Source organism: Mesorhizobium sp. ESP-6-4 (assembly GCF_020164735.1).
Lineage (GTDB): Bacteria > Pseudomonadota > Alphaproteobacteria > Rhizobiales > Rhizobiaceae > Mesorhizobium.
This window is the reverse complement of sequence record NZ_JAIUGS010000004.1, coordinates 71,655-93,431: the sequence shown is the minus strand read 5'-3', so window position 1 is coordinate 93,431 and position 21,777 is coordinate 71,655. Positions and strand designations below refer to the sequence as shown.

General features: G+C 64.9%; 17 protein-coding genes. 11 read left to right on the top strand and 6 right to left on the bottom strand.

The annotated features are described in order from the left end of the window. Window positions 1–22: 22 nt before the first annotated feature. Window positions 23–1,237 (top strand): MFS transporter, encoded by a 1,215-nt coding sequence (locus LB523_RS09995; RefSeq protein ID WP_224602490.1) that lies wholly within the window; start codon window positions 23–25, stop codon window positions 1,235–1,237. On the opposite strand, the gene dgcA is transcribed toward LB523_RS09995, so the two are convergent. Next, window positions 1,208–2,191: an N-acetyl-D-Glu racemase DgcA gene (gene dgcA, locus LB523_RS09990; RefSeq protein ID WP_224602488.1), complete on the bottom strand. Its 984-nt coding sequence runs from the start codon at window positions 2,189–2,191 to the stop codon at window positions 1,208–1,210. The two genes, LB523_RS09995 and dgcA, sit on opposite strands and share 30 nt — an antisense overlap. Window positions 2,192–2,268: 77 nt before the next feature. Here dgcA and LB523_RS09985 point away from each other — a divergent pair, with 77 nt between their 5' ends. From LB523_RS09985 to LB523_RS09970, 4 genes are read left to right on the top strand one after another with little or no spacing between them, the layout of a single operon-like run. Beyond that, complete coding sequence (locus LB523_RS09985; protein ID WP_224602487.1) at window positions 2,269–3,453, top strand: ABC transporter permease; 1,185 nt, start codon at window positions 2,269–2,271, stop codon at window positions 3,451–3,453. A 1-nt stretch (window position 3,454) separates the two neighbouring features. After that, the gene (locus LB523_RS09980) at window positions 3,455–4,267 is read left to right on the top strand and encodes an ABC transporter ATP-binding protein (RefSeq protein WP_140694926.1); all 813 of its coding nucleotides are present in this window, start codon (window positions 3,455–3,457) and stop codon (window positions 4,265–4,267) included. 14 nt (window positions 4,268–4,281) lie between these two features. Then, the gene (locus LB523_RS09975; RefSeq protein WP_224602486.1) at window positions 4,282–5,655 is read left to right on the top strand and encodes an MCE family protein; all 1,374 of its coding nucleotides are present in this window, start codon (window positions 4,282–4,284) and stop codon (window positions 5,653–5,655) included. 36 nt (window positions 5,656–5,691) lie between these two features. Beyond that, window positions 5,692–6,345 (top strand): ABC-type transport auxiliary lipoprotein family protein, encoded by a 654-nt coding sequence (locus tag LB523_RS09970; RefSeq protein WP_224532044.1) that lies wholly within the window; start codon window positions 5,692–5,694, stop codon window positions 6,343–6,345. Window positions 6,346–6,444: 99 nt separating this feature from the next. Here the strand turns inward: LB523_RS09970 and LB523_RS09965 are convergent, their stop codons facing one another. Continuing rightward, the gene (locus LB523_RS09965) at window positions 6,445–12,558 is read right to left on the bottom strand and encodes a kinesin (protein ID WP_224602485.1); all 6,114 of its coding nucleotides are present in this window, start codon (window positions 12,556–12,558) and stop codon (window positions 6,445–6,447) included. Between the two features lie 300 nt (window positions 12,559–12,858). On the opposite strand from LB523_RS09965, the gene LB523_RS09960 reads away from it, so the two are divergent. The 3 genes from LB523_RS09960 (at window position 12,859) to LB523_RS09950 (ending at window position 15,004) form a co-directional block, all read left to right on the top strand. Continuing rightward, window positions 12,859–13,227 carry an Hpt domain-containing protein gene (locus LB523_RS09960; protein ID WP_224602484.1) on the top strand — a complete coding sequence of 123 codons (369 nt, stop codon included), beginning with the start codon at window positions 12,859–12,861 and terminating at the stop codon, window positions 13,225–13,227. Between the two features lie 101 nt (window positions 13,228–13,328). After that, complete coding sequence (locus tag LB523_RS09955; protein WP_095765250.1) at window positions 13,329–13,649, top strand: 2Fe-2S iron-sulfur cluster-binding protein; 321 nt, start codon at window positions 13,329–13,331, stop codon at window positions 13,647–13,649. Between the two features lie 323 nt (window positions 13,650–13,972). Next, window positions 13,973–15,004: an NAD(P)/FAD-dependent oxidoreductase gene (locus LB523_RS09950; protein ID WP_140841121.1), complete on the top strand. Its 1,032-nt coding sequence runs from the start codon at window positions 13,973–13,975 to the stop codon at window positions 15,002–15,004. Between the two features lie 150 nt (window positions 15,005–15,154). On the opposite strand, the gene LB523_RS09945 is transcribed toward LB523_RS09950, so the two are convergent. Continuing rightward, window positions 15,155–16,639 carry an MDR family MFS transporter gene (locus LB523_RS09945; protein ID WP_224602483.1) on the bottom strand — a complete coding sequence of 495 codons (1,485 nt, stop codon included), beginning with the start codon at window positions 16,637–16,639 and terminating at the stop codon, window positions 15,155–15,157. A gap of 210 nt (window positions 16,640–16,849) precedes the next feature. Continuing rightward, window positions 16,850–17,470, bottom strand: coding sequence for a DUF922 domain-containing Zn-dependent protease (locus LB523_RS09940; protein ID WP_095765253.1), 621 nt, complete (start codon window positions 17,468–17,470; stop codon window positions 16,850–16,852). Between the two features lie 84 nt (window positions 17,471–17,554). Between LB523_RS09940 and folP the strand changes: the two genes are divergently transcribed. The 3 genes from folP to folK are packed head-to-tail and all read left to right on the top strand — an operon-like array spanning window position 17,555 to window position 19,267. Beyond that, window positions 17,555–18,409 carry a dihydropteroate synthase gene (folP, locus tag LB523_RS09935; protein WP_224532040.1) on the top strand — a complete coding sequence of 285 codons (855 nt, stop codon included), beginning with the start codon at window positions 17,555–17,557 and terminating at the stop codon, window positions 18,407–18,409. 2 nt (window positions 18,410–18,411) lie between these two features. After that, complete coding sequence (gene folB / locus LB523_RS09930; protein ID WP_095765255.1) at window positions 18,412–18,771, top strand: dihydroneopterin aldolase; 360 nt, start codon at window positions 18,412–18,414, stop codon at window positions 18,769–18,771. After that, window positions 18,755–19,267 carry a 2-amino-4-hydroxy-6-hydroxymethyldihydropteridine diphosphokinase gene (gene folK / locus LB523_RS09925; RefSeq protein ID WP_140841127.1) on the top strand — a complete coding sequence of 171 codons (513 nt, stop codon included), beginning with the start codon at window positions 18,755–18,757 and terminating at the stop codon, window positions 19,265–19,267. The genes folB and folK overlap by 17 nt, the downstream gene beginning before the upstream one ends. A 13-nt stretch (window positions 19,268–19,280) precedes the next feature. Here the strand turns inward: folK and LB523_RS09920 are convergent, their stop codons facing one another. Both LB523_RS09920 and LB523_RS09915 read right to left on the bottom strand, forming a co-directional pair. After that, window positions 19,281–19,829 (bottom strand): DUF924 family protein, encoded by a 549-nt coding sequence (locus tag LB523_RS09920; protein ID WP_224602482.1) that lies wholly within the window; start codon window positions 19,827–19,829, stop codon window positions 19,281–19,283. A 9-nt stretch (window positions 19,830–19,838) separates the two neighbouring features. After that, a complete protein-coding gene (locus LB523_RS09915) occupies window positions 19,839–21,674 on the bottom strand; it encodes a monovalent cation:proton antiporter-2 (CPA2) family protein (RefSeq protein ID WP_224602481.1) in 1,836 nt (611 codons plus the stop codon). Between the last annotated feature and the right edge of the window lie 103 nt (window positions 21,675–21,777).

Genomic DNA, 21,777 nt, shown 5'->3' with positions numbered 1-21,777 from the left:
TGCAGCGAAATTGGATCGATTCATGTCGCTGCCGCCGCTATCGCCCGAACAGCTTGTCAAGCCGAGCCATTTCGAACTGCGCATGAGCCTGATCTTCGCGACCTTGTTCGTCTCGCAAGGCACGCATCTGCCTTACTTTCCGCTCTGGCTGCAGGCGAAAGGTTTTCATGCCGAGCAGATTGCGGTCATCCTGGCCGCGCCGATGTTCCTGCGCGTGTTGACGACGCCGATGCTGACCGCGCTTGCCGACCGGGCCCGGGATCGCGCCGATGTCTATATCGCGGTGGTTGCGGCCTCCATGGTCATCTCTGCCGGCTATTTCCTGCCGGCCACCTATGCCGTCGTGCTCGCCGTGTCGCTGCTTTTGACGATCGTCTGGACGCCGCATTCGCCGATGGCCGATTCGCTGGCGCTTTCGGGCGTGCGCCGTTTCGGCTCGAACTACACGGCAATGCGCAAATGGGGGTCGATCTCGTATCTGTGCGCCAATGTCGTGGGCGGGTTCATCCTGGCGGCCACGGGTCCGCAGGCGGTCCCGGTCATCATCTTCATCGCGCTCGGCGCGGCCCTGGTCGCGGCGCTGCTGTCGCCGCGCATGGGGCGGCCGCGCAAGGCCTCGCCGCTTTCGGCGACCGAGATCCAGCACAAGGCGCCGAGCCTGTTCAATGCCTATTTCCTCTATTTCACGCTTGGCGTCGGCATCATCAGCGCCAGCCATGCCTTCCTCTACGGCTTCGTCTCGATCTACTGGAAATCGATCGGAATCGGCGATTCCGTCGTTGGCCTGCTATGGGCCTGGGGCGTGGTGTCGGAAGTCTGCATGTTTCTGTTTTTCAATCGTATTTTTGCTTCCATCTCGGTCGCCAGGGTGATGGTGATCGCCGGCATCGGTTCGATCGTGCGCTGGATCGCCTTTCCGCTGGTCTGGCCGCTCGGCCTGGGCGTCGCCGGCTTCTTCGGCGTCCAGACGCTGCATTCGGTATCGGTGGCGATGGTGTTGATCGGCCTGCAGAAGATGATCGGCGAAACGGTCTCCGAAGAGCGCACGGGCGCCGCGCAAGGCATCGCCTATTTCTTCAACGGCTTCTTCATGGCGGCGGTGACGCTCGCTTCAGGCCCGCTCTATGACCGTTTGGGCGTCGACGGTTTCTGGGCGATGATCCCGATCGCGGTCGTCGGCATGGTGCTGATAGGCCTAGCTTCCCGTTCAGCCCCAAAGCACCCTGTCGGGGGGTGAAACCAGCGATCCCCGGTAGACGAGACCGGGCTCGCGATCTCGTGCCAGCAGCAGCGGACCGTCTAGGTCGACGAAGTCGGCGTCGTGCGCGAGCAGCACCGCCGGGGCCATGGCAAGCGAGGTGCCGACCATGCAGCCCACCATGATGCCGAAGCCGAGTTCGCGCGCGCGGTCGCGCAACTTCAACGCCTCGGTCAGGCCGCCGGATTTGTCGAGCTTGATGTTGACGGCGTCATAGAGCCCGGTCAGCGCATCGAGGTCCTTTGCCGCATGCACGCTTTCGTCGGCGCAGACCGGCACCGGATGCGCGATCCGGCGCAGAATGTCGTCTTTGCCCGCCGGCAGCGGCTGTTCGACAAGCGCGACGCCGTGCTGCGCGGCGAAGCTGAGGTTCGCCTCGACATTTTCGTCGGTCCAGCCCTCGTTGGCATCGAGGATGATGCGGCTTTCGGGAGCGGCTTCCGTCACCGCGCGGATCCTTGCCATGTCGTCGTCGCCGCCGATCTTGACCTTGAGGAGGGGTCGCGCGGCATTGGCGCGTGCTTGCGCCGCCATGGCGTCCGGTTCGGCGAGCGACAGTGTGTAGGCGGTTTCCAGTGGCCTCGTCGGAAGCGCCCCGATGGTCGCCGCCACCGGCGTTCCGGTCAGCTTGGCTTCCAGGTCCCAAAGGGCGCAGTCGATGGCGTTTCGTGCGGCACCGGCGGGCATGGCCGCGAGCAAGGCAGTCCGGTCGATGCCGGCGACGACCGGATCGCGCATGGACTCGATGGCCGCGCGCACCCCCTCCATGGTCTCGCCGTAGCGCCTGTAGGGCACACACTCGCCGCGCCCGGAACGTCCCCCGTCAGCGATCGTTACGGTGATGACTTCGGCCTCGGTTTTGGATCCGCGTGAGATGGTGAAGGTGCCGGCGATCGGGAACCGCTCCATCTCGACCGAAATGACACGCGCCATAATTTTCTTCTCCGGCTGTGCGACACCGGTCTGCCGGCAAATCGACACGCCAGTCCGGTCACGCTAAACAGGACGCCATGTTGACCATCCGCAAACGCGACGCAAGCGGCGAGGCCAAGGACGCCGAGCACCGGCCTCGCATTGCCGTGGGCGAGGAAGGGGGCGTGCTGGGCTGCGCCTTTTCTGGCGTGTGGACGACGCGCACTGTGGCGCTGGTCGATGCCGACATGCGCAGGATCGAGCAGAGAAGCGGCGCAAAACAGCTGATGCTCGACCTTTCCCACATCGAAAAGATGGACACCGCCGGCGCATGGCTTATCGACCGGTTGGCCAGCGCCTTCGAGAAGAAAGGCGTCGAGGTCCATTTGCAGGGGCAGAGCGAGATCGCCTCGATCCTGCTCGGCGCGGTCGGCGATGCGGTTCGCCGGGAGCCCGAATCGGGTCCGTCCGGGCCGCCCAACATCATCCTGCGCGCGCTGGAGCTGGTTGGCCGGCGTGTCTACGAGATGCGCGACGATTTCTTCGCCTCCATGAACATTCTCGGCGCCACGATCCGCGGCGCGCAGATGAAGCTCGGCCGCGGCCACGCGGTCAACCCAGCCGCGATCTTCAACCAGATCGATCGGATGGGCGTCGGCGCGATACCGGTGGTGGTGCTGATGTCGGCCATTGTCGGCGCCATCGTCGCCCAGCAGGGCGCCTACCAGCTCAGCTATTTCGGCGCCAACATCTTCGTCGTCGACCTCGTCGGCGTGCTGATCCTGCGTGAGCTCGGCGTGCTGATGACGGCGATCATGCTCGCCGGCCGTTCGGGCAGCGCCATCACCGCCGAGATCGGCTCGATGAAAATGCGCGAGGAGGTCGACGCGCTGAAGGTGATCGGCCTCAATCCGATCGGCGTGCTGGTCTTTCCGCGGCTCGTCGCGCTGGTGATCGGGCTGCCATGCCTCACGATCATCGCCAATTTTGCCGCGCTTGGCGGCGGCATCGTTGCCGCCTGGCTCTATTCCGATATCCCGCCGGCCGCGTTCATCGACAGGCTGCGCGTCGCCATCGACCTCAGCACCATCTTTGCCGGCCTGATCAAGGCGCCGTTCATGGCCCTCATCATCGGCATCATCGCGTCGGTCGAGGGTATGAAGGTCGGCGGCAGCGCCGAATCGCTCGGCCTGCACGTGACCGCGTCGGTGGTGAAGTCGATCTTCGTCGTCATCATCCTCGACGGGCTTTTCGCCATGTTCTACGCAGCGATCGGGTTCTGAGATGGCGAACGGCAACGGCGCCACGGCAGCGCAGGACACGAATGACGACGAAATCGTGCTTTCGGTTCGCGACGTTACCGTCGCGATCGGCGACAAGGTGATCCTCGACAAGCTCTCGCTCGATATCAAGCGTGGGGAAATCCTCGGCTTCGTCGGCGCTTCGGGCGCCGGCAAATCGGTACTGTTGCGCACCATATTGGGGCTGATGCCGAAGCAATCGGGGACGATCAGCCTGTTCGGCGTCGACGTCGACAAGGCCAGCGACGCCGATCGCCTGCGCATCGACATGCGGCTTGGCGTTCTTTTCCAGCATGGCGCGCTGTTTTCAGCGCTGACGGTGATGGAAAACGTGCAGGTGCCGATGCGCGAATATCTCGACCTGCCCAAGGCGCTGATGGACGAGTTGGCCTTGCTCAAGATCGAGCTGGTCGGGTTGCCGCCCGACGCCGCGCTGAAATTCCCGTCCGAACTGTCCGGCGGCATGATCAAGCGCGCGGCGCTGGCGCGCGCCCTGGCGCTCGATCCCGACATCGTCTTTCTCGACGAGCCGACCTCGGGGCTCGACCCGATCAGCGCCGCCGAGTTCGACGAGCTCGTCGTCAAGCTGCGCGACACGATGGATCTGACCGTCTACATGGTCACGCACGATCTCGACACGCTGTTTACCGCTTGCGATCACGTCGCGGTGCTCGGCAAGAAGAAGGTGCTGGTCGAAGGTACGATCGACGACATGCTGAAGAGCGACGAGCCGTGGGTGAAATCCTATTTCCGCGGAAAACGCGCCCGGCAACTTGATCTTGCGGCGCGCGCATAGCCATAAGTGGGGCGATGGAAACAAGAGCCAACTACATAATTGTCGGCATCTTCACGCTTGGCGCGATCCTGGCTGCCTTCGCCTTCGTCTATTGGACGGCCGCCATCGGCGACAGGGGCGAAACGGCGATGCTGCGCGTGCGCATCCCGGGCTCGGCCTCCGGCCTCAGCCGCGGCAGCCTTGTGCTGTTCAACGGCGTCAGGGTGGGTGACGTGAAGAACGTCTATATCGACGGCGACGATCCGACCGTCGCCATCGCCGACACCGAAATCGCCCGTTGGACGCCGATCACCAAATCGACGCAGGCCGATATCGGACTGACCGGCCTCAGCGGCCAGGCCAATATCGAGCTCAAGGGCGCCGATCCGAAGGAGACCAGGCTGCTCGACGAAGCGGAGAAGGAAGGCAAGGTCGCCGAAATCGTCGCCAATCCGTCCGCGGTCACCAACCTTTTGCAGACGGCGCAGAACATCTTTACCCGCGCTGACAAGGTGCTTGGCGAGCTCGAAGGCTTCACCAAGGACGTTCGCGGTCCGCTGACGCAGACGGTCAAGAACGTCGAGACCTTCTCGGACGCGCTGGCCAAGAATTCCGACGGCATCGACAAGTTCCTGTCGGCGGTGAGCTCGCTTTCGGATCAGCTGAAGAATGTCTCGGGCCGGCTCGACAGCACGCTGAAGGCCGCCGAAGGCCTGCTCAATTCCGTCGACAAGGACCAGATCAAGAGCATCGTGGCCAATGTCGACACGGTGACGACGAACCTGAAAGAGACCTCGAAGCAGTTCGATACCGTCATCGACAACGTCAACACGGCGGTCGGCTCGATCAACGATTTCGCCAAGCAGACGCAAGGGACATTGGCCAAGGTCAACAGCGTGCTCGACGGCATCGATCCCGCCGACGTCAAGGCCGCTTTGGCCAACATCCAGAAGGCCAGCGCCAACGCCGACAAGGCGGCGTCCGACATCGCCAAGGTCACCGACAAGATCGCCAACCGTTCCGACGACATCAACGAGACCATCAAGGACGCCCGCCAGCTCGCGCAGCGGCTCAACGACGCTTCGGTGCGCGTCGACGGCATCCTGGTCAAGGTCGACAAGCTCCTCGGCTCCGGCGAGGCCAACGGCGTCATGGCCGATGCCAGGGCGACGTTGAAATCATTCAAGCAGGTGGCCGACACGCTGAACTCCCGCCTCGGCACAATCGTCGACAACCTGTCGCGCTTCTCCGGCCAGGGCCTGCAGAACGTAGAGGGGCTGGTGCAGGACAGCCGGCGCTCGATCAATCGCATCGAGGAAGCGGTGACCGACCTCAGCCGCAACCCGCAGCGCATTCTGTCCGGCGGCGCCGGCGAGGTCCGGCAGTTCGATGGAAGGGCACGGCGTTGACTTCGGCCGTCGCGACCGTCAAGAAATGAACCGCAAATGCGGGTTGATCGTAAGATCCGGGGACAGCGGGGATCACGCGTGAAGTCGATCGGGGTGGTTGCGGGTAGTTTGAGATCGTCCGCCGCAGCGTTGCTGGTGCTTGCGGTCGCCGGCTGCGCGGCACTGGGCGGCAAGCCGGCGCCGCTCGACACGTTTGAATTGTCCGCGCCGTCGCTCGATGTGCGTGCCCACAGCCGCCGTCAGATCCTGATCGCCCAGCCGTCGGCGCTCAAGGCGCTGGACAGCCAGAACATCGTCATCAGGCCTTCCGACCGGTCGATCCAGTTCCTCAAGGGCGCGCAATGGGCGGACCGGCTGCCGCTGATCGTGCAGGCGAGGCTGGCCGAAACCTTCCAGCGCTCCGGCAGCTTTGCCGGCGTTGGAAAGCCGGGCGAGGGACTGGCCATCGACTACCAGATCATCGTCGAGGTGCGCTCCTTCGAGGTGCGCGTCAATGGCGGCGAGCATGCCGATGTCGATCTGTTCGTGCGCATCCTGAACGACCGCAACGGCGAGGTGCGCGCCTCGAAGAACTTCACCGCGAGCGCCCCGGTCTCAGGCGGCGGCAATGCGGCTTATGTCGGCGCGCTGGACAGCGCCTTCGGCCAGGCGGCGGCCGACATCGTCCGCTGGACGGATTCGACGATCTGAGCGCGGTTGCCAAGGCGCCGGGAAACCAATTCCATCGATCAACGGACAAAAGAAAAAGGCGGGCCGAGGCCCGCCTTTTTTGTCAGACTTGTCGGCCGCTCACTGCAGCCGGCCGCTGGCATGGGCCAGCATGGTATAGACCTTGCCGGTATCGGACGTCAGATAGGTCTGCGCCATGATGTTGTCGCGGTCGTTGCGCGAGACGTCCTTGAGCAGCTTCTCGAAATCCTCGCAGTAACGGTCGACCGCGGCGCGGAATTCCGCCTCGGCCTGATACTTGCGGCGGATCTCGTCGAAGGTCTGCTGGCCCTTCAGCGTGTAGAGGCGACGGGTGAAGACGTCGCGCTCGCCCCGCCGGTAGCGGTTCCAGAGCTCGATCGAGGCGTCATGGTCGATGGCCCGCGCGATGTCGACGGAGAGCGAGTTGAGCGACTCCATGACATGCAGCGGCGAGCGCTGGGCAGGCGTCGCGCGCGGCGCTTCCGCCGGCGTTGCCGGCCGCAGCTCTTCCTCACGCGAGGCATTGGTCAGGAGGTCGCGCACCCATCCGCCCTGCGCGGGCTTGCCGTTCGGATCGCGGCGCGGCGCCTCGGCGGGGCGTTCAAGATCGAGCGTGCCGCGCAGCGTGGTCTCCGCGAGCGGCGCCTGCGGAGCGCGGGCCGTTGGTTGCGATTGCTGCTGTGGCTGCGGGGCCGGGGGACGGCGCAGCGGCGGTTCGGCGGCTCGGGCCGGCGCCTGCGGAGCAGGGCGCAGGCCGCGTGGCTCGCCTTGTTCGCTGCTGCCGCTGCGACCGGATTTCGCAACGATATCCGACAGTTCCTTGAGCGCATTGATTTGCTCTGCGACAGCGCGACGAATGGCCGAGGTCGATTCCTTAGCCTCCTCCGGCATCTCGATCACGCCCTTCTTCAGCTCGGCGCGGGTAAGGTCGAGCTCGCTCTTGATCGAGCCTGCGGTGCGACGCATCTCTTCGGTCGCGTCAGCAAAGCGCCGTGTCGCCGAATCGACGACGTCGGCGATGGCGGCGCGGATCTTTTCCGCCGATTCCATCGTGCGGCCCTCCGCAGTCTGCATCGTCTGGCCGACGAGGTTTTCGAAGGAGCGCATCACCTTCTCGAGGTCTTCCGACTTCTTGACCAGGCCGACGGCGAGGTCTTCCAGCGAGGACTGACGCTCCAGCGTGTGCTCAAGATTGCTTTGCGCGGAGCTGAGCAAATTCGAGGCGCTGGAGAGCAACCGGCTGTGTTCGTCGAACTTGGTCGCGATCGAGGCCACCTCGCGCAGCGTCGCCGAGGACAGCTCGGTGAGACGTGTCGTGTTGGAATCGACCAGACGCGCCGAACTGGCGAAAGTCTGGGCGGCCTTCTCCGTGGTCGTGGCGAAGCTCTGCGTGCTGCCGGAGAGCCGCTCCTCGACCTGGCCGAGATTGACGGCAGCCTGGTCGATCAATTGGCCGAGCTGCGCGCTGGAGGTCGTCATGCGGCCGATAAGATCGGCCACGCTGTCGGCAAGCGACGAGCGGGCGCCTTCGACGGCCGACAGCGTCTCGGCCGTGCGGCTGGCGAGAGCATTGACGAGGTTCGTGTTCTCGCTGCGCAGCTTCTCGGCCGCCCGTTCGGTGACCTCTTCCATGCTGCGCTGCAGCTCGGAGCCGCCCTGGGCGAAGCGCTCGACCAGCGGTTTGGCCGTCTCGTCGAGGATTTTCGCCATCTCTGCCGAACGCGCCGCGAGCATGGTGTTGAGTTCGCGGGTGTTGGCGCCGATCGTGCGCGCGGCCTCGTTGGTGCTCTGGCCGATATGCTGGCCGACCGCCGTGAAGGTCTCGGCGATGACATTGGCGCGCGAGATGAGCTGGGCCTCGGCGCTGGAGACCTGCTCGTTGAGCTTCTGGCCCATGGTCTCGGCGCTGTAGGCGAGGCGGTTTTCCACGCTCGCCACCTGGTCCTCGACACGGGCGGCCGCGGCAGAGGCGCTTGCGGCCAGCCGCTCGTCGGCTCCCGCCAGCGCCTGCTCGATCTCGCGGGCATGCACGGCAAGCTCCTGCCCGGTCTGGCGGGCACGGTCGGCGACGCGCTGTTCGGTCGCCGCGAAGGCACCGACGATCGTGTCGGCATGCTCGCCGATGGTCGAGGTGCTCGAGGCGATACGCGACACCAAACGGCTGTCGGCGTCGTCGAAGATGCGGGCAATTTCGGACGCCCGCGACGACAGTGCCTCCGAGCCCTCGGCAATACGCGAGATCAGATGCTGGTCGGCGCTGTCGAAGATGCGGCCGAGGTCCGAGGCGCGGGCGGCCAGCGCTTCGGCCGATTCGCTGATGCGCATCGAAAGCCGCTCATCGGCGCCCTCGAAGTTGCGCAGGATGTCGCCGGCACGGGCGGCCAGCGACTGCGCCGTCTCGACGGCGCGGGCAACCAGCTTCTGGTCGGCCGCGTCGAAGGTGTTGGCGATGTCGCCGGCGCGTGCTGCCAGCTTGTCGGCGGTTTCCTCGGCGCGGGCCATGAGCGAGTTGGAGGCGTCGTCGGCGCGCGCCATCAGCATGTTGGACGTATCCTGGGCGCGCTCGTGCAGGCGGCGGTCCGCCGCCTCGAAAGCCTGCGCGATGTCCTCGGCTCTGGCAAGCAGCGCGGCGGACGTCTGCTCGGCGCGTTCGGCGATCTTGCGGTCGGCGTCGCTGAAAGCCGCACCGGCCTGCTCGTGCAGGGTGCTGGTGATCTCCATGACCTTGTCGCGCAGCGCGCCCGCCACGAACACAGCGGTCTTTTCCAGCACGCCGCGGACATTGTCGACGCCGGTCGACAGCGCACGCTCCATGGTGCCGGCGCGCTCCTCGATGACACCGGTCTGCCGGCTGAAGGCCTGCTCGATCTTCTCGACATCGGCGGCAATCGCCGCCGAGATATCGCTGCTTCGGGCAGCGATCTGGTCAATATGGCCGGAAACCGAACGGTCGACGTCCTTGCGCGCATCGGCAAGCTTGACGAGATCGTCCTCGAGGGCCTTGGCCAGCATGTTGCGGCCCTCGGACAGCTTGCCGACATGGCCGGCGATGACGTCGTCGATCTCCGAGCGGCTTTCCGTCAGCTTCTGAAGGTCCGCTTCGAGGGCGCGCCTAAGGATATCGCGGCCTTCGGCGAGCTTCTCGACCTGGCCGGCGACCAGGCCGTCGATCGAGGAACGGCTTTCGGCGAGCTTGGCGAGGTCGGCTTCCAACGCACGCTTGAGGATGTCGCGGCCTTCCGCGAGCTTCTCGACCTGGCCGGAGACCAGGCCGTCGATGCCGGCGCGGCTCTCGGCGAGCTTGGCAAGATCGTCCTCGAGCGCCTTGGACAGCGTCGCCCGGTTCTGCGACAGTTGGTCGGCATGGGTCTGCATGAGGCCGCTGGCATTAGCCATATCGGTCTCCAGTGCACGCGAAAGCTCGGCGCGATGGTCGGTGATCTTCTGCGAATGATCGACGATCGCGCCCTGGATTGTGTTGAGGTCGGCCTCCAGCGCGCGCTTGAGGATGTCGCGGCCTTCGGCGAGCTTCTCGACCTGGCCGGCGACCAGCCCGTCGATGCTGGAGCGGCTCTCCGCCAGCTTGGCGAGATCGTCCTCCAGAGACTTCGACAGCACGGAACGGTCCTGAACGAGCCGGTTTTGATGGTCGGCGATGGCGCCGCTGACGGCCTGCAGGTCGGTTTCAAGCGCTTTCGAAAGCTGTGAGCGATCTTCCAGAACCTTGTCCGAATGTCCCGCGATGGCACCCTTGATGGCGTTGAGGTCGGCTTCCAGGGCACGCTTGAGGATGTCGCGGCCTTCGGCGAGCTTCTCGACCTGGCCGGCGACAAGGCCGTCGATCGAGGCGCGGCTTTCGGCGAGCTTGGCGAGGTCGGCTTCCAGCGTGTGCGACAGCAGGCTGCGGTCCTCGGCGAGCTTGCCGGCGTGGCTGTCGATCAGGCCGCGGATGCCGCTCAGATCGCTTTCAAGGGCGCGGCTGAGCTCGCCGCGGTCCTCGGCGAGCTTGGTCGAGTGGGTCTCGATCAGGCCACGGATGCCGATGATGTCGGTCTCGAGCGCTTTGGCGAGCACCGCGCGGCCCTCGGCGATCTTCTCGACCTGACCGGCGACAAGGCCGTCGATGGAGGCGCGGCTGTCCTGCAGCTTGTTGAGATCGGCCTCCAGGGCGCGCGCCAGGATGTTGCGGCCTTCGGCCAGCTTCCCGACATGGCCGGCGACCATTTCGTCAATCATTGTACGGGCTTGGACGAGCCTGCCGGAGTCTTCGTTCAAGACCTGGGACAGGCGGTTGCGGCCTTCTTCGAGCTGCTCCAGATGGCTGCCCAGCGACGCATCGATGGCAGCGCGCGACTCGTTGACCTTGCGCAGGTCTTCTTCCAGCGCGCGCGAGATCAGGCTGCGGCCTTCTGCCAGCTTCTGCACCTGGTTAGTGACGGCGGCATCGATTGCCACGCGGCCTTCGGCGAATTTCGCCAGGTCCTCCTGCATGGCGGCCGCCATGCGCTCGCGGCTCTCCGAAAGCGCGCGGCTGTGGTTCTCGACAGCTTCCTCGATGCCGACACGGGCATCGGCCAGCCGCTGGATGTCGGAATCGAATGAGCGCGACACGACATGCCTGGCCGCTTCCATGCGCCCGGCGAAGTCGGTGGCGCGGGCTTCGAGCATGGAGGAGGTCGACGAGATGATGTCCGCCATGTCGGCGCCGATCTGCGTCTTGCCCTGATCGATCATCGATGACAGCTGGTCCTTGCTCTCGGCGAAGGTGTGCGCGATCTCGCGGGCGCGCTCGACCAGCGTCTCGTTGATCTGGCGGGCGCGGGCTTCGAGGGCGGCGTTGAGTTTCTGTGTACCGGTGTCGAGCGCCTCGGCGCGGGTCTGGAATTCGCTGATCAGCGCCTGACCGCGCTCGGCCAGCGTCCGCTCGATGCCGCTGAGGCTCGTCTCGAACTCCGAACTCAAGGTACGCGCCGCGCCCCCGAGCAGCGAGACCATGCCGTTGGTGCGGTCGTCGAGCAGGTCGGTCAGCGAGCGTGTCAGGCCGTCCGTGGTGTCGGTGAGCTTGGCGATACGGGTGTCGAGCAGGCTCGCGAAGGCCTCGCCGGAGGTCGAAAGACGGTCCGTGATGTTGTCAAGGCGCGATTCCACCGAATCGAAGATCGACGTCGAGCTTTCATTGATGCGGTCGATCAGCGTGTCGCCGGAATTGTTGATCGTCATCGACAGCTTGGTCGACGCGTTGAGGATCGAGTCGCGGATGATGTCGCTGGCCGAGCCGATCTCGTCGCGCAGCGTCTCGTGAGCGCTGGCGATGGAGGCGCGCACGCGCTCGGCATGGGTGACGACCGCCTCGCGCTCGCTGCCGAGACCGTCGACCAGCGAACGGATGCGGGCCTCGTTCTCGGAATAGGAGCGTTCGAGCTGGCTGACTTCGCCGTGGACGAGCGTTTCGAGCTCGACCGCGCGGGCCAGGGTGCGCTCGATGCCTTCGCCCATGGCCGCCACCTCGCGGCGAACGGCCTGGCCGATCATCATGACACGGTCCTGGGCGAGGTTTTCGGGCTCCGCCAGGCGGAAGGCGACCTCGGTCATGGATTGCGCGGCGAGGCGCATTTCCTGCGCGCGCCGGATCATGGCGGCAAAAGCCCAGAACAGGATGACCGGAACGATCGCGGCAACCGCCAGGCCGATCAGCTCGGGACGGGCGAAGAACTGGTCGAAGGTACGGATCTTCCAGATGCCGGGGCCGAACAACAGGTTGGCCAGGCCGCCGGCGCCGGCGATCCAGGCCAGCGAGATAAAGGCGATCACCCAGTAGACGGTGCTGGATGCACGGCGATTGAGGCTGTGAAGCAGCGTCTTGTAGTCCTTCTGGCGGTCATCATTGGCCGGCGTGAAGCCGGTGGGAGGCGTAAAGCCGGACGGCTGCCCATTGCGCGGCTCGACCTGGCGCAACTCGGCCGGCTTGGCCGCGGGCGCCCTCGGAGGCTGGGGGTTGGCAGGTTGGGGATTGTTTGCCGGCTCCGTCCTGTGGCTGCGCCCTTCGCGCGCCAGCTCGTCGGCCGCCGCCGAAATCTGCGCCTCGAGATCCTCCATCGACGCCGCCATGTCGAGGCCGCCTTCGTCGCCGTTAAGGTCAAGGTCAAGCGCCTTTTCCAGTTCCGCGGCCACGTCATTCTCGAGAGACTTCGTCGTCGTTGGTTTCTTAGCCATGCCTTCGCTACCCTGTACTAGCTGCCGCGGGACTTATGATTTTGGCCTGATTCTGGCCCGATTCTGGCTTGTCTATCCCGCGCAGGAGGCTGAAAAATGGACCTTCGTATCGTAATGACACACAGGGGTAAAGAAAACATGCATTCCGGGCGATACGTAAAACTTTAAATATAAGGTTAACGGAGACGTGATCCGGCTGCCTCCGTGACAACATTTTTCCCTGCAGTCGTTAACCCGTTGGCGACCGGGAGCGCCTATTTTCGTGGGCCCGTCTGCCCGCTTGATGGAGTTGCAGTGCGTATGCGTGGCGAAAGTGGTATTGCGTTTTCCATGCCGGGAGGCGACGCCTCCGGAACGGCTGGAGCCCGACCGGTGGATCTCGGCCATCTGGCACGCCAGACAATGGGCGACCGCGACCTAGAACGCGAGGTGCTGGCGCTGTTCGTGCACCAGTCGCTGTCGGTCCGTGACCAGATCGAGGATGCCGACGCGAGGCAAAGGGTGCTTCTGGCGCATGGCCTGAAGGGCTCGGCGCGCGGCATCGGCGCCTTTGCGGTGGCCGACTGTGCGGCGATCATCGAAACCCAGCCGGAAGACGTCCGGGCGCTCAAGCGGCTCAGCACGCTGATCGAGGAAGTGCGCGACTTCATCGCCGGCATCAGCCGCTAGTATCCCGCCTTTCTGAAAAACGTCATTTCGTGGCGCTTTCGCGCCGCAGTTGACTTGTCCGGCAGAGTGATTATCTCGGCTGCGACTCCTCAGGTGACTTAATGACCAAGCTGACTTACATCGCCCATGACGGGACCCGGTTTGACGTGGAAGCCGAAAACGGCTCGACGGTCATGGAAAACGCGATCCGCAATGCGGTTCCGGGCATCGAAGCCGAATGCGGCGGCGCCTGTGCCTGCGCGACCTGCCATGTCTATGTTGACGAAGCATGGACAGCGGAGGTCGGCGAGCCAGAGGCGATGGAGGAGGACATGCTGGACTTCGCCTACGAGGTCCAGCCGAACTCACGCCTCTCATGCCAGATCAAGGTGCGCGACGCGCTGGACGGGCTGGTGGTTCGGGTCCCCGCGCGCCAGGGTTAAGGCGCGTCGATATTCAGGTGAGGCCGGCCTGCAAATGGCGACTTCCTGCGCTTCCGGTGCTCACGTACTTGAGTACGCTCCGCTCCGGCCTTGGCCGGCCGAAGCCCTCATGAGTGTCTCCGCTCTACGAAGGCTACGGCCGGGGTTGGCCGGTTCTCGGAAGTCACCCAGTTTGGTCGCTTCGCGCCCGTCTTCGACTCCGACTCGGCCCAACCTGAATCTCGACACACCTTGGCAGCTTCCCAATATTCTTTCGCGCCGGCAGCTTGGCAGCGGCCCATAGCTCATGCAGTCTCGCCGCATTCCCAATCAGGGCGCAGCGCATGACCGATACCATCAAAACGGACGTTCTCATTGTCGGGGCAGGGCCGATCGGCCTGTTCGCCGTGTTCGAGCTCGGTCTGCTCGACATGAAATGCCATCTGATCGACATTCTCGATCGTCCCGGTGGCCAATGCGCCGAGCTCTATCCTGAAAAGCCGATCTACGACATTCCAGGCTGGCCGATGATCTCCGCGCAAGGCCTGGTCGACAAGCTCATGGAGCAGATCCATCCGTTCAAGCCGGACTTCACCTTCAACCGCATGGTGTCGAGCCTCGAACAGCTGGAGGACGGCAGTTTCCGCGTCGCCACCGACGAAGGTGAATTGTTCGAGGCCAAGGTGGTGGTGATCGCCGCCGGCGGCGGCTCGTTCCAGCCCAAGCGTCCGCCCATTCCGGGCATTGAGGAGTACGAAGGCAAGAGCGTCTTCTATTCGGTCCGGCGCATGGAGGAATTTCGCGGCCACGATCTCGTCATCGTCGGCGGTGGCGATTCGGCGCTTGATTGGACACTCAACCTGCAGCCGATCGCCAAAAGCGTGACGCTGGTGCATCGCCGCCCGGAATTCCGGGCCGCGCCCGACAGCGTCAACAAAATGTATGCCATGCAGGAGATGAAGCAGCTCGAATTCCTGGTCGGCCAGGTCAGCGGCCTTGCCGGCGCCGACGGCCAGCTGTCATCGGCGACCATCAAGGGTGGTCCGGATGGCGACGTCGAGGTGCCGTGCACCCGCATGCTGCCGTTCTTCGGCCTCACCATGAAGCTCGGGCCGATAGCCGAATGGGGCCTTAACCTCAACGAGAACCTGATCCCGGTCGACACCGAGAAGTTCCAGACGTCGATCCCGGGCATCTTTGCCGTCGGCGACATCAACTGGTATCCAGGCAAGCTCAAGCTGATCCTGTCAGGCTTCCATGAGGTGGCGCTGATGGCGCAGGCCGCCAAGCGGATCGTCAGCCCGGGCGAGCGCATCGTCTTTCAGTACACGACCTCGTCGACCAGCCTGCAGAAGAAGCTCGGCGTGCATGATTAAGGCATATTGATATTCAGGTGATGCCGGACTGCGAACGGCAGCTTCCTGCGCTTCCGGTGCTCACGTACTTCAAGTACGCTCCGCTCCGGTTCTCGGAAACTGCCCTTCTCGACTCGGCCTGACCTGAATCTCAACACACCTTCAAGCGATCTACTCCGCAAGCGCGGGGGCGGTTTGCTCGTCGTGACCGCGCAGCTCCTTTTCGGGCATCAGGGCTAGCGTGATCAGCGCCAGAACGAGCGTTGCTCCGGCGGCGACGAATATCATCACGAACGGCAACGCCGATGCCGGATGGATATGCGTGTGCGAGCCTTCTGAGGACAATGGCAGGCCGTAGCCGAGCGCGACGGCGCCGAGCATGGCCACGCCGAGCGCGCCGCCCAGCGTGCGCAGGAAGGTCAGAACGCCCGTCGCGACACCGAGATGCGCGCGATCGACGGCATTCTGGACCGAGACGGTGGCAACCGGGAATGTCGTTCCGCTGCCAAGGCCGATCAAAGTCGTCAGGATTTCCACCTCGAGCAACGAGGCGTGTTCCGCAATGGCACTGAGCACGCCAATGCAGACGATGGCCAGCCCGACGCCGATCATCGCGATGCGCTTGTAGTGGACAAAGCGCGGAATCGTGCGGCCGCTGAAGGTCGCGCCGACGACCGTGCCGAGCAGGAGGCCAAGCATCGCGGTGCCGGATTCGCTGACCGAAAGCCCGACGACCGATTGCAGATAGACCGGCAGGTATACCGACGCGCCGATATTTGCGGCCTGCAAGAGGAACATCGACAGTGTGCCGGCGAGCACGATCGGGTTGCTCAAGACTTCGAGCGAGATCAAAGGCTCGGCCGCCTTGAGCAGCCTGAGCGCGAAGAAGGCCCAGAACACCGCCGAACAGGCAACCAGCCCAAGGATTTCGCGGGAAAACCAGGGATAGGCACTGCCGCCCCAGCTGAGCGCCAGGAGCAGAAGCGTTGTGGCGATAACCAGCAGCACGGCGCCCAAGCCGTCGATGCGATGGTTCTTGGCCGCGACCGGCAGCTTCTTCAACGGGTTGTTGATGATGGCCATGGCCAGGAAGCCGATAGGCAGGTTGATCCAGAAGATCAGCGACCAGTGCAGATGCTCGGCAAACACGCCGCCGAGCAGCGGGCCGGCGACGCTGGCGACCGCCCATGTGCCTGCGATCCAGGCCGCATAGCGGGCGCGCTCGCGCGGCGGCACGAGGTCGCCGATGACCGTCTGGGCCAGCGCGAAGAGACCGCCGCCGCCGGCGCCCTGGATGGCGCGGCCGATGACCAGCACCAGCATGTTGGGAGCGAGCGCGCTGACCAGCGACCCGAGCAGGAAGACGAGGATGGCGGCGTAGATGACAGGGCGGCGCCCGTAGACATCGGAAATCTTGCCGTAGAGCGGCGCCATCGCGGTCGCGGTCAGAAGATAGCCGGTGACGATCCACGGCAGATATTCAGCATGGCCGAGCGCGCCGGCGATCGTCGGCAGGGCAGGGGCTACGATGGTCTGATCAAGGGCCGCCAGCAGCATCGATAACAGCACGCCGCCGATGATGGCATTCTTCTCGCTCTCGCTCATCATCGGCGCGGATTTCGGCGCCATCGCCTGGTTCTCGACGGTCTGGTCCATGCGTCATTCTTTCAAAGGCTGGTGCTTGGTGCGCCAAGACGGCTTTGGCCGGTCGCACGTGTCATTTCTCATCGTGGACCCGAGGCTTTGGCGCTTCGAACCCGCATTATGTCGTTCGATATAGGCCGATTTCGACCATCACTCGAAAGTTTTTCCGGTCTGGCACCATGCTTGGATGAAATTGGCCCCGGACAGGGCTCGGCTCTCAAGTCAAGGCGGCGGCAGCTGGCCGGCTTCGACACGCTCCATCCGGTAGCGCATCAGCCGAAGGATACGGCTTTCGAAATTGACGCTCTCGACGCGGTCGAAGCGGACCTGGTCCTGATCGTGCCTGGCGAGCTCGGCTGCCTGGACCGCGGCGGCGTTGAGCTTCGCCTGCTCGCAGGTCTTTTGCGGTGGGAGTGCCTTCAGCGCATCCTCGAGCAGGCGCGCATGGTTCTTGGCGATCTCGACATGGCGCTCCTCATGCCGTTTGATGTCGGCCGAGAGCGTATCCCAGACCAGCCTGACGCCGGGATCGGATTTGCGCGGGCGCCGCCATTCGGGGAGGATCACCTTGACCTTCAAGGTGACGGCCGCGTCGGCAATGCGGCAGGACCCGGCGCTCTGCGCGTAGCTGATGCGGGTGGTGAAGGCCATTTGGGTGGCGCCGGGATGCCGCGAGCCGGTGCTCTTCACCTCGGGGCCGTTTCTCGACAGCTGGTTCTGGATATCGTCGAGCGTGCGGCCGCCGACGCTGAAATAGCTGTAGGTCTTGACCAGACTGGCCGCGCCCGCCGGCAGGGCAGTGAGCGAGAGCATCAGGGCGCAGAGCAGGGAGCGGTTCATCATATTGCCTCTTCACGCACCTTGCTTTAGGGCCGTCGCCAGCGCAACGGAATTGATTTCGCGCGGATCACGCATGGTTGATGGACAATGACGACAAGGCGATGGCAGCTGGCGCATGGACGCTATCTCGACCTCGGTCCGAAGGCGGTCGTCGCCGGCATCCTCAACGTGACGCCCGACAGCTTTTCGGACGGCGGCCTGTTCATCGCGCCCGAGAAGGCGCTGGAGCAGGCGCACCGCATGGTGAAGCAGGGCGCGGCGATCATCGACGTCGGCGGGGAATCGACGCGGCCCGGTTTCGCCCCGATCTCCGCCGAGGAAGAACAGGCGCGCGTGCTGCCGGTCATCGCGGCGCTCGCCGCTTCCGGCGAGGCGCTGATCTCGGTCGACACCTACCGCGAGGACACCGCGCGGCTTGGCGTCGCCGCCGGCGCCCATATCGTCAACGACGTCTGGGGGCTGCAACGTGAGCCGGGCATCGCGCGCGTCGCGGCCGAGACAGGCGCCGGGCTCGTCATCATGCATACCGGGCGCGAACGGCAGAAGCTGCCCGACGTGATCGAGGACCAGTTCCTGTTCCTGCGCAAATCGCTGGAGATCGCGCGCGCCGGCAATGTCGCCGACAGCCAGATCGTGCTCGATGCCGGCTTCGGCTTCGCCAAGGAAACGGCGGAGGAAAACCTCGACCTGATGGCGCGTTTTTCCGAGCTTCAGGCGCTCGGCTACCCGTTGATGGCGGGGACGTCGCGCAAGCGCTTCATCGGCACTGCCACCGGGCGCGATCCCGCGGAACGGGCTGCCGGCACGGCGGCCACCAGTGTCATCCTGCGCTTGAAGGGAGCCGACCTGTTTCGCGTCCACGATGTCGCAATCAACGTGGATGCGCTGGCGGTCACCGATGCTATGCTTCAACGCGAAACCGAGCTTCCTCCCGGACACTGATCATGTACCTCATCCGCATGAAGAACTGCGCCTTCTTCGCCCGCCACGGCGTGCTGGACGAGGAGGAGACGCTTGGCCAGCGTTTCTACGTCGATGCCGAGCTGACGGTCGAGCCCAGCCGGCCGCTGACTGAGGATTCCATCGAAGACACCGTCAATTATGGCGTCGCCTTCTCGGTTATCGAAAAGATCGTGACCGGACATCGCCGCTTCCTGATCGAGGCGCTGGCGCTGGAGGTGGCGAAGGCGCTGACAGCGCGATTCTCGCAGATCAGGAAAGCCGCGATCACCGTGCGCAAGCCGAACGCCCCGGTGCCGGGCGTGCTCGATCATGTCGAGGTGACCGTTGTCTGGCCAGAATAGCGCCGTCTACCTCAGTCTCGGCGGCAATCTCGGCGAGCCGGCGAAGTCCATGGGCGCGGCATTGCGCATGCTGGACGGCGACGACGCGACGCGCGTCACCGCCGTCTCGTCGCTCTACCGCACGCCTCCTTGGGGCAAGCTCGACCAGCCCGATTTCCTCAATGCCGCCGCCGCGATCGAGACGGCGCTTTCGCCACGCGCGCTGCTTGAGCTTTGCCTCGATGTCGAGAAGCGGCTGAAGCGCGTGCGCGAGGAGCGCTGGGGGCCGCGCCTCATCGATATAGACATCCTGGTGTTCGGCGACCGGGTGATCCACGAGACCGGCCTCGAAGTGCCGCATCCGCGCATGCTGGAGCGCGCCTTCGTGCTGGCGCCGCTGGCCGAGATCGCGCCAGGGCTTTCCGTCGGCGGCAGAAGCGTATCGGAGCGGCTCGAAGCCGTCGATACGTCCGGCATCGAGCGGCTGCCTTCGGGCCGCGAATGGTGGCTCGCTTAGTTCAGCAGGCCGGTCAGCCGGAAAACCCGCCGCCGTCCAAAAATGCCTGCTCCTCGGCCGTCGTCGCGCGGCCGAGCATGCGGTTGCGGTGCGGAAAGCGACCGAAGCGCTGGATGATCTCCAGATGCTCATTGGCGTATTTAAGATAGTCCGGCGCTCGCTTGGCGGTGAGTTCCACCGACCGTTCCTGATCCGCCAGCAATTCGGAATGCTCGAAGGGCAAATAGAGGAAGACGCGAACCGGTTCTTCCAGCTTGAGGTCCTGACCGGCGGCGATTGCCCTGTCGGCGAAGTATCTGGCGAGCGGATCGGTCGCGTACATGTGGCCGGTGCCGCGGAAGCAGTTGCGCGGGAATTGATCGAGCAGGATCATCAACGCCAGCGACCCTTCGGCATGCGCATTCCAGTCGTCGCATTCGCGCCGCGCAGCGGCGTAATGCAGCTCGAGAAAGCGGCCGCGGAAATCGGCATCGAAGGCGTCGCTCTTTTCGAACCAGGCGTCCTCGCCGGCGTCGCGCCAGAATGCGATGACCGAAAGCGCTCGCGGATCAAGCTTTGCCATATTTGCCTCTCAGTTCTTGGTCTCTGCCTGGTTCAGCACCACGGCGGTTTCCTGGTTCAGCGCGCGGCCGGCGCGGCGTGGCTGCGTGAGCGGCGTCGGGATCGGCGTGCCGATATTGCCCTTGAGGAAACGCTGGCCGGCGCGCACGCCTTCGGCCAATTGCGTCTCGAAGCGCGCTTCGTCGCGGCGTCGCACATCCTCAATGACTTCGGCGACCTCCTCGGGATCGACGCCAAGCGCCTCCAGCGCGGAGCCGCCGAAGACCAGCGCCGATTCGAAGGTCTCGCGCAGCTGATAGTCGACGCCGGCGCGCACGAGCTGCAGCGCGGTGCCGCGGTCGAAGGCGCGCGCCAGGATGGTGACCAGTGGAAATTCGGCCTTGATAAGCTGCGCGATGCGCACGGCGGCGTCGGGCTTGTCGACGCAGATCAGCACCGCGCGGGCGCGCCCGGCGCCAGCCGCATGCAGGATGTCCAGCCTCGTGCCGTCGCCGTAATAGACTTTGAAGCCGAAATCGGCCGCCGCCTGGATCATCTCCACCTCGTTGTCGATGATCGAGACGTCCATCCCGCGCAGCAAAAGCGGCTGGCTGGCGATCTGGCCGAAGCGGCCGAAGCCGATGATCAGCACGCTGCCGGTGAGGTTGTCGGCGATGTCGACGCCGTCGAGGGACTGCTCGTCACGCGGGGTGAGGTAACGCAGCGCCAAGATCGCGAGCGGTGTCAGCACCATCGAGATGATGACGATGGCGGTCAGCGTGGCGTTGGCCTGGCCGTCGATGATGCCGACCGCGGCAGCGGACGAATAGAGCACGAACGCGAACTCGCCGCCCTGCGCCATGAAGACGGCGCGTTCGAGCGCCTCGCGATGACCGCTTTTCAGAATGCGCGCGACGACGTAGATGCCGAATGCCTTCATGACCATGTAGGCGACGACATAGATGGCGATGAGCCGCCAGTTCTGGGCTACGACGCAAAGGTCGAGCGACATGCCGACGGCGAGGAAGAACAGGCCGAGCAGGATGCCGCGGAACGGCTCGATATCGGCTTCGAGCTGGTGGCGGAAGGTCGATTCCGACAACAGCACGCCAGCGAGGAAGGCGCCCATCGCCATCGACAGGCCGGAGAGCTGCATGGCCAGGGCCGATCCCAGCACCACCAGCAGCGCCGCGGCGGTCATGACCTCGCGGGCGCGGGCATCGGCCAGGATGCGGAAGAGCGGATTGAGCAGGTAACGGCCGGCCACGACCAGTCCCACGATCGCGGCGATGCCGATCCCGACTTCGGTCAGCCGCTCCGAAAGGCTGGTTTCGGCGCCGCCGGGCGCAAGGAATGCGATAAGCGCGAGCAGCGGCACGATCATCAGGTCTTCGAGCAGCAGGATGGAGACGATGCGCTGGCCTTTCGGCGTGGCGATCTCGCCGCGCTCTTCGAGCAACTGCATGACGATCGCCGTCGAGGTCAGGACGAAGCCGGCGCCGGCGACGAAGGACTGCGCGATGGGAAAGCCGCCGGCCAGTCCGACGAGAGTGAGCAGGACTGCGCAGACGCCGACCTGCAGCGCGCCGAGTCCAAAGATCTCGCGACGCAGGCCCCAGAGCCGCGACGGCTGCATCTCCAGCCCGATGATGAACAGGAACATGACGACGCCGAGCTCGGCGACGTGGAGGATCGCATCCGATTCAGAAAAGATGCGCAGGCCGAACGGACCGATGACCACGCCGGCGGCGAGGTAGCCGAGGATCGAGCCCAGCCCCATGCGCTTGAAGATCGGCACGGCGACGACGCCCGCGGCGAGCAGCGCCACAACCTGCACCAGATCGCTGCTCGACGCTTCAACTGCCATGCCTGTCGTCCCGTTGCTCGAAGCACTCCTTGCATGTCCCGGGAGCGAGAGGCAAGGGCGGGCGGACTGACTTGAAGGTAGGGTGCCGTTGAAGCGGCCTCCG

Bases quoted from the DNA above. Each gene is read 5' to 3' on its own strand.
- LB523_RS09970 (WP_224532044.1), top strand. From the start codon at position 5,692: ATGCGGGTTGATCGTAAGATCCGGGGACAGCGGGGATCACGCGTGAAG.
- LB523_RS09940 (WP_095765253.1), bottom strand. From the start codon at position 17,470: ATGATGAACCGCTCCCTGCTCTGCGCCCTGATGCTCTCGCTCACTGCC.
- dgcA (WP_224602488.1), bottom strand. From the start codon at position 2,191: ATGGCGCGTGTCATTTCGGTCGAGATGGAGCGGTTCCCGATCGCCGGC.
- folB (WP_095765255.1), top strand. From the start codon at position 18,412: ATGTACCTCATCCGCATGAAGAACTGCGCCTTCTTCGCCCGCCACGGC.
- LB523_RS09915 (WP_224602481.1), bottom strand. From the start codon at position 21,674: ATGGCAGTTGAAGCGTCGAGCAGCGATCTGGTGCAGGTTGTGGCGCTG.
- LB523_RS09955 (WP_095765250.1), top strand. From the start codon at position 13,329: ATGACCAAGCTGACTTACATCGCCCATGACGGGACCCGGTTTGACGTG.
- LB523_RS09945 (WP_224602483.1), bottom strand. From the start codon at position 16,639: ATGGACCAGACCGTCGAGAACCAGGCGATGGCGCCGAAATCCGCGCCG.
- LB523_RS09950 (WP_140841121.1), top strand. From the start codon at position 13,973: ATGACCGATACCATCAAAACGGACGTTCTCATTGTCGGGGCAGGGCCG.
- LB523_RS09965 (WP_224602485.1), bottom strand. From the start codon at position 12,558: ATGGCTAAGAAACCAACGACGACGAAGTCTCTCGAGAATGACGTGGCC.
- LB523_RS09975 (WP_224602486.1), top strand. From the start codon at position 4,282: ATGGAAACAAGAGCCAACTACATAATTGTCGGCATCTTCACGCTTGGC.
- folP (WP_224532040.1), top strand. From the start codon at position 17,555: ATGACGACAAGGCGATGGCAGCTGGCGCATGGACGCTATCTCGACCTC.
- LB523_RS09920 (WP_224602482.1), bottom strand. From the start codon at position 19,829: ATGGCAAAGCTTGATCCGCGAGCGCTTTCGGTCATCGCATTCTGGCGC.
- LB523_RS09995 (WP_224602490.1), top strand. From the start codon at position 23: ATGTCGCTGCCGCCGCTATCGCCCGAACAGCTTGTCAAGCCGAGCCAT.
- LB523_RS09960 (WP_224602484.1), top strand. From the start codon at position 12,859: ATGCGTGGCGAAAGTGGTATTGCGTTTTCCATGCCGGGAGGCGACGCC.
- LB523_RS09985 (WP_224602487.1), top strand. From the start codon at position 2,269: ATGTTGACCATCCGCAAACGCGACGCAAGCGGCGAGGCCAAGGACGCC.
- LB523_RS09980 (WP_140694926.1), top strand. From the start codon at position 3,455: ATGGCGAACGGCAACGGCGCCACGGCAGCGCAGGACACGAATGACGAC.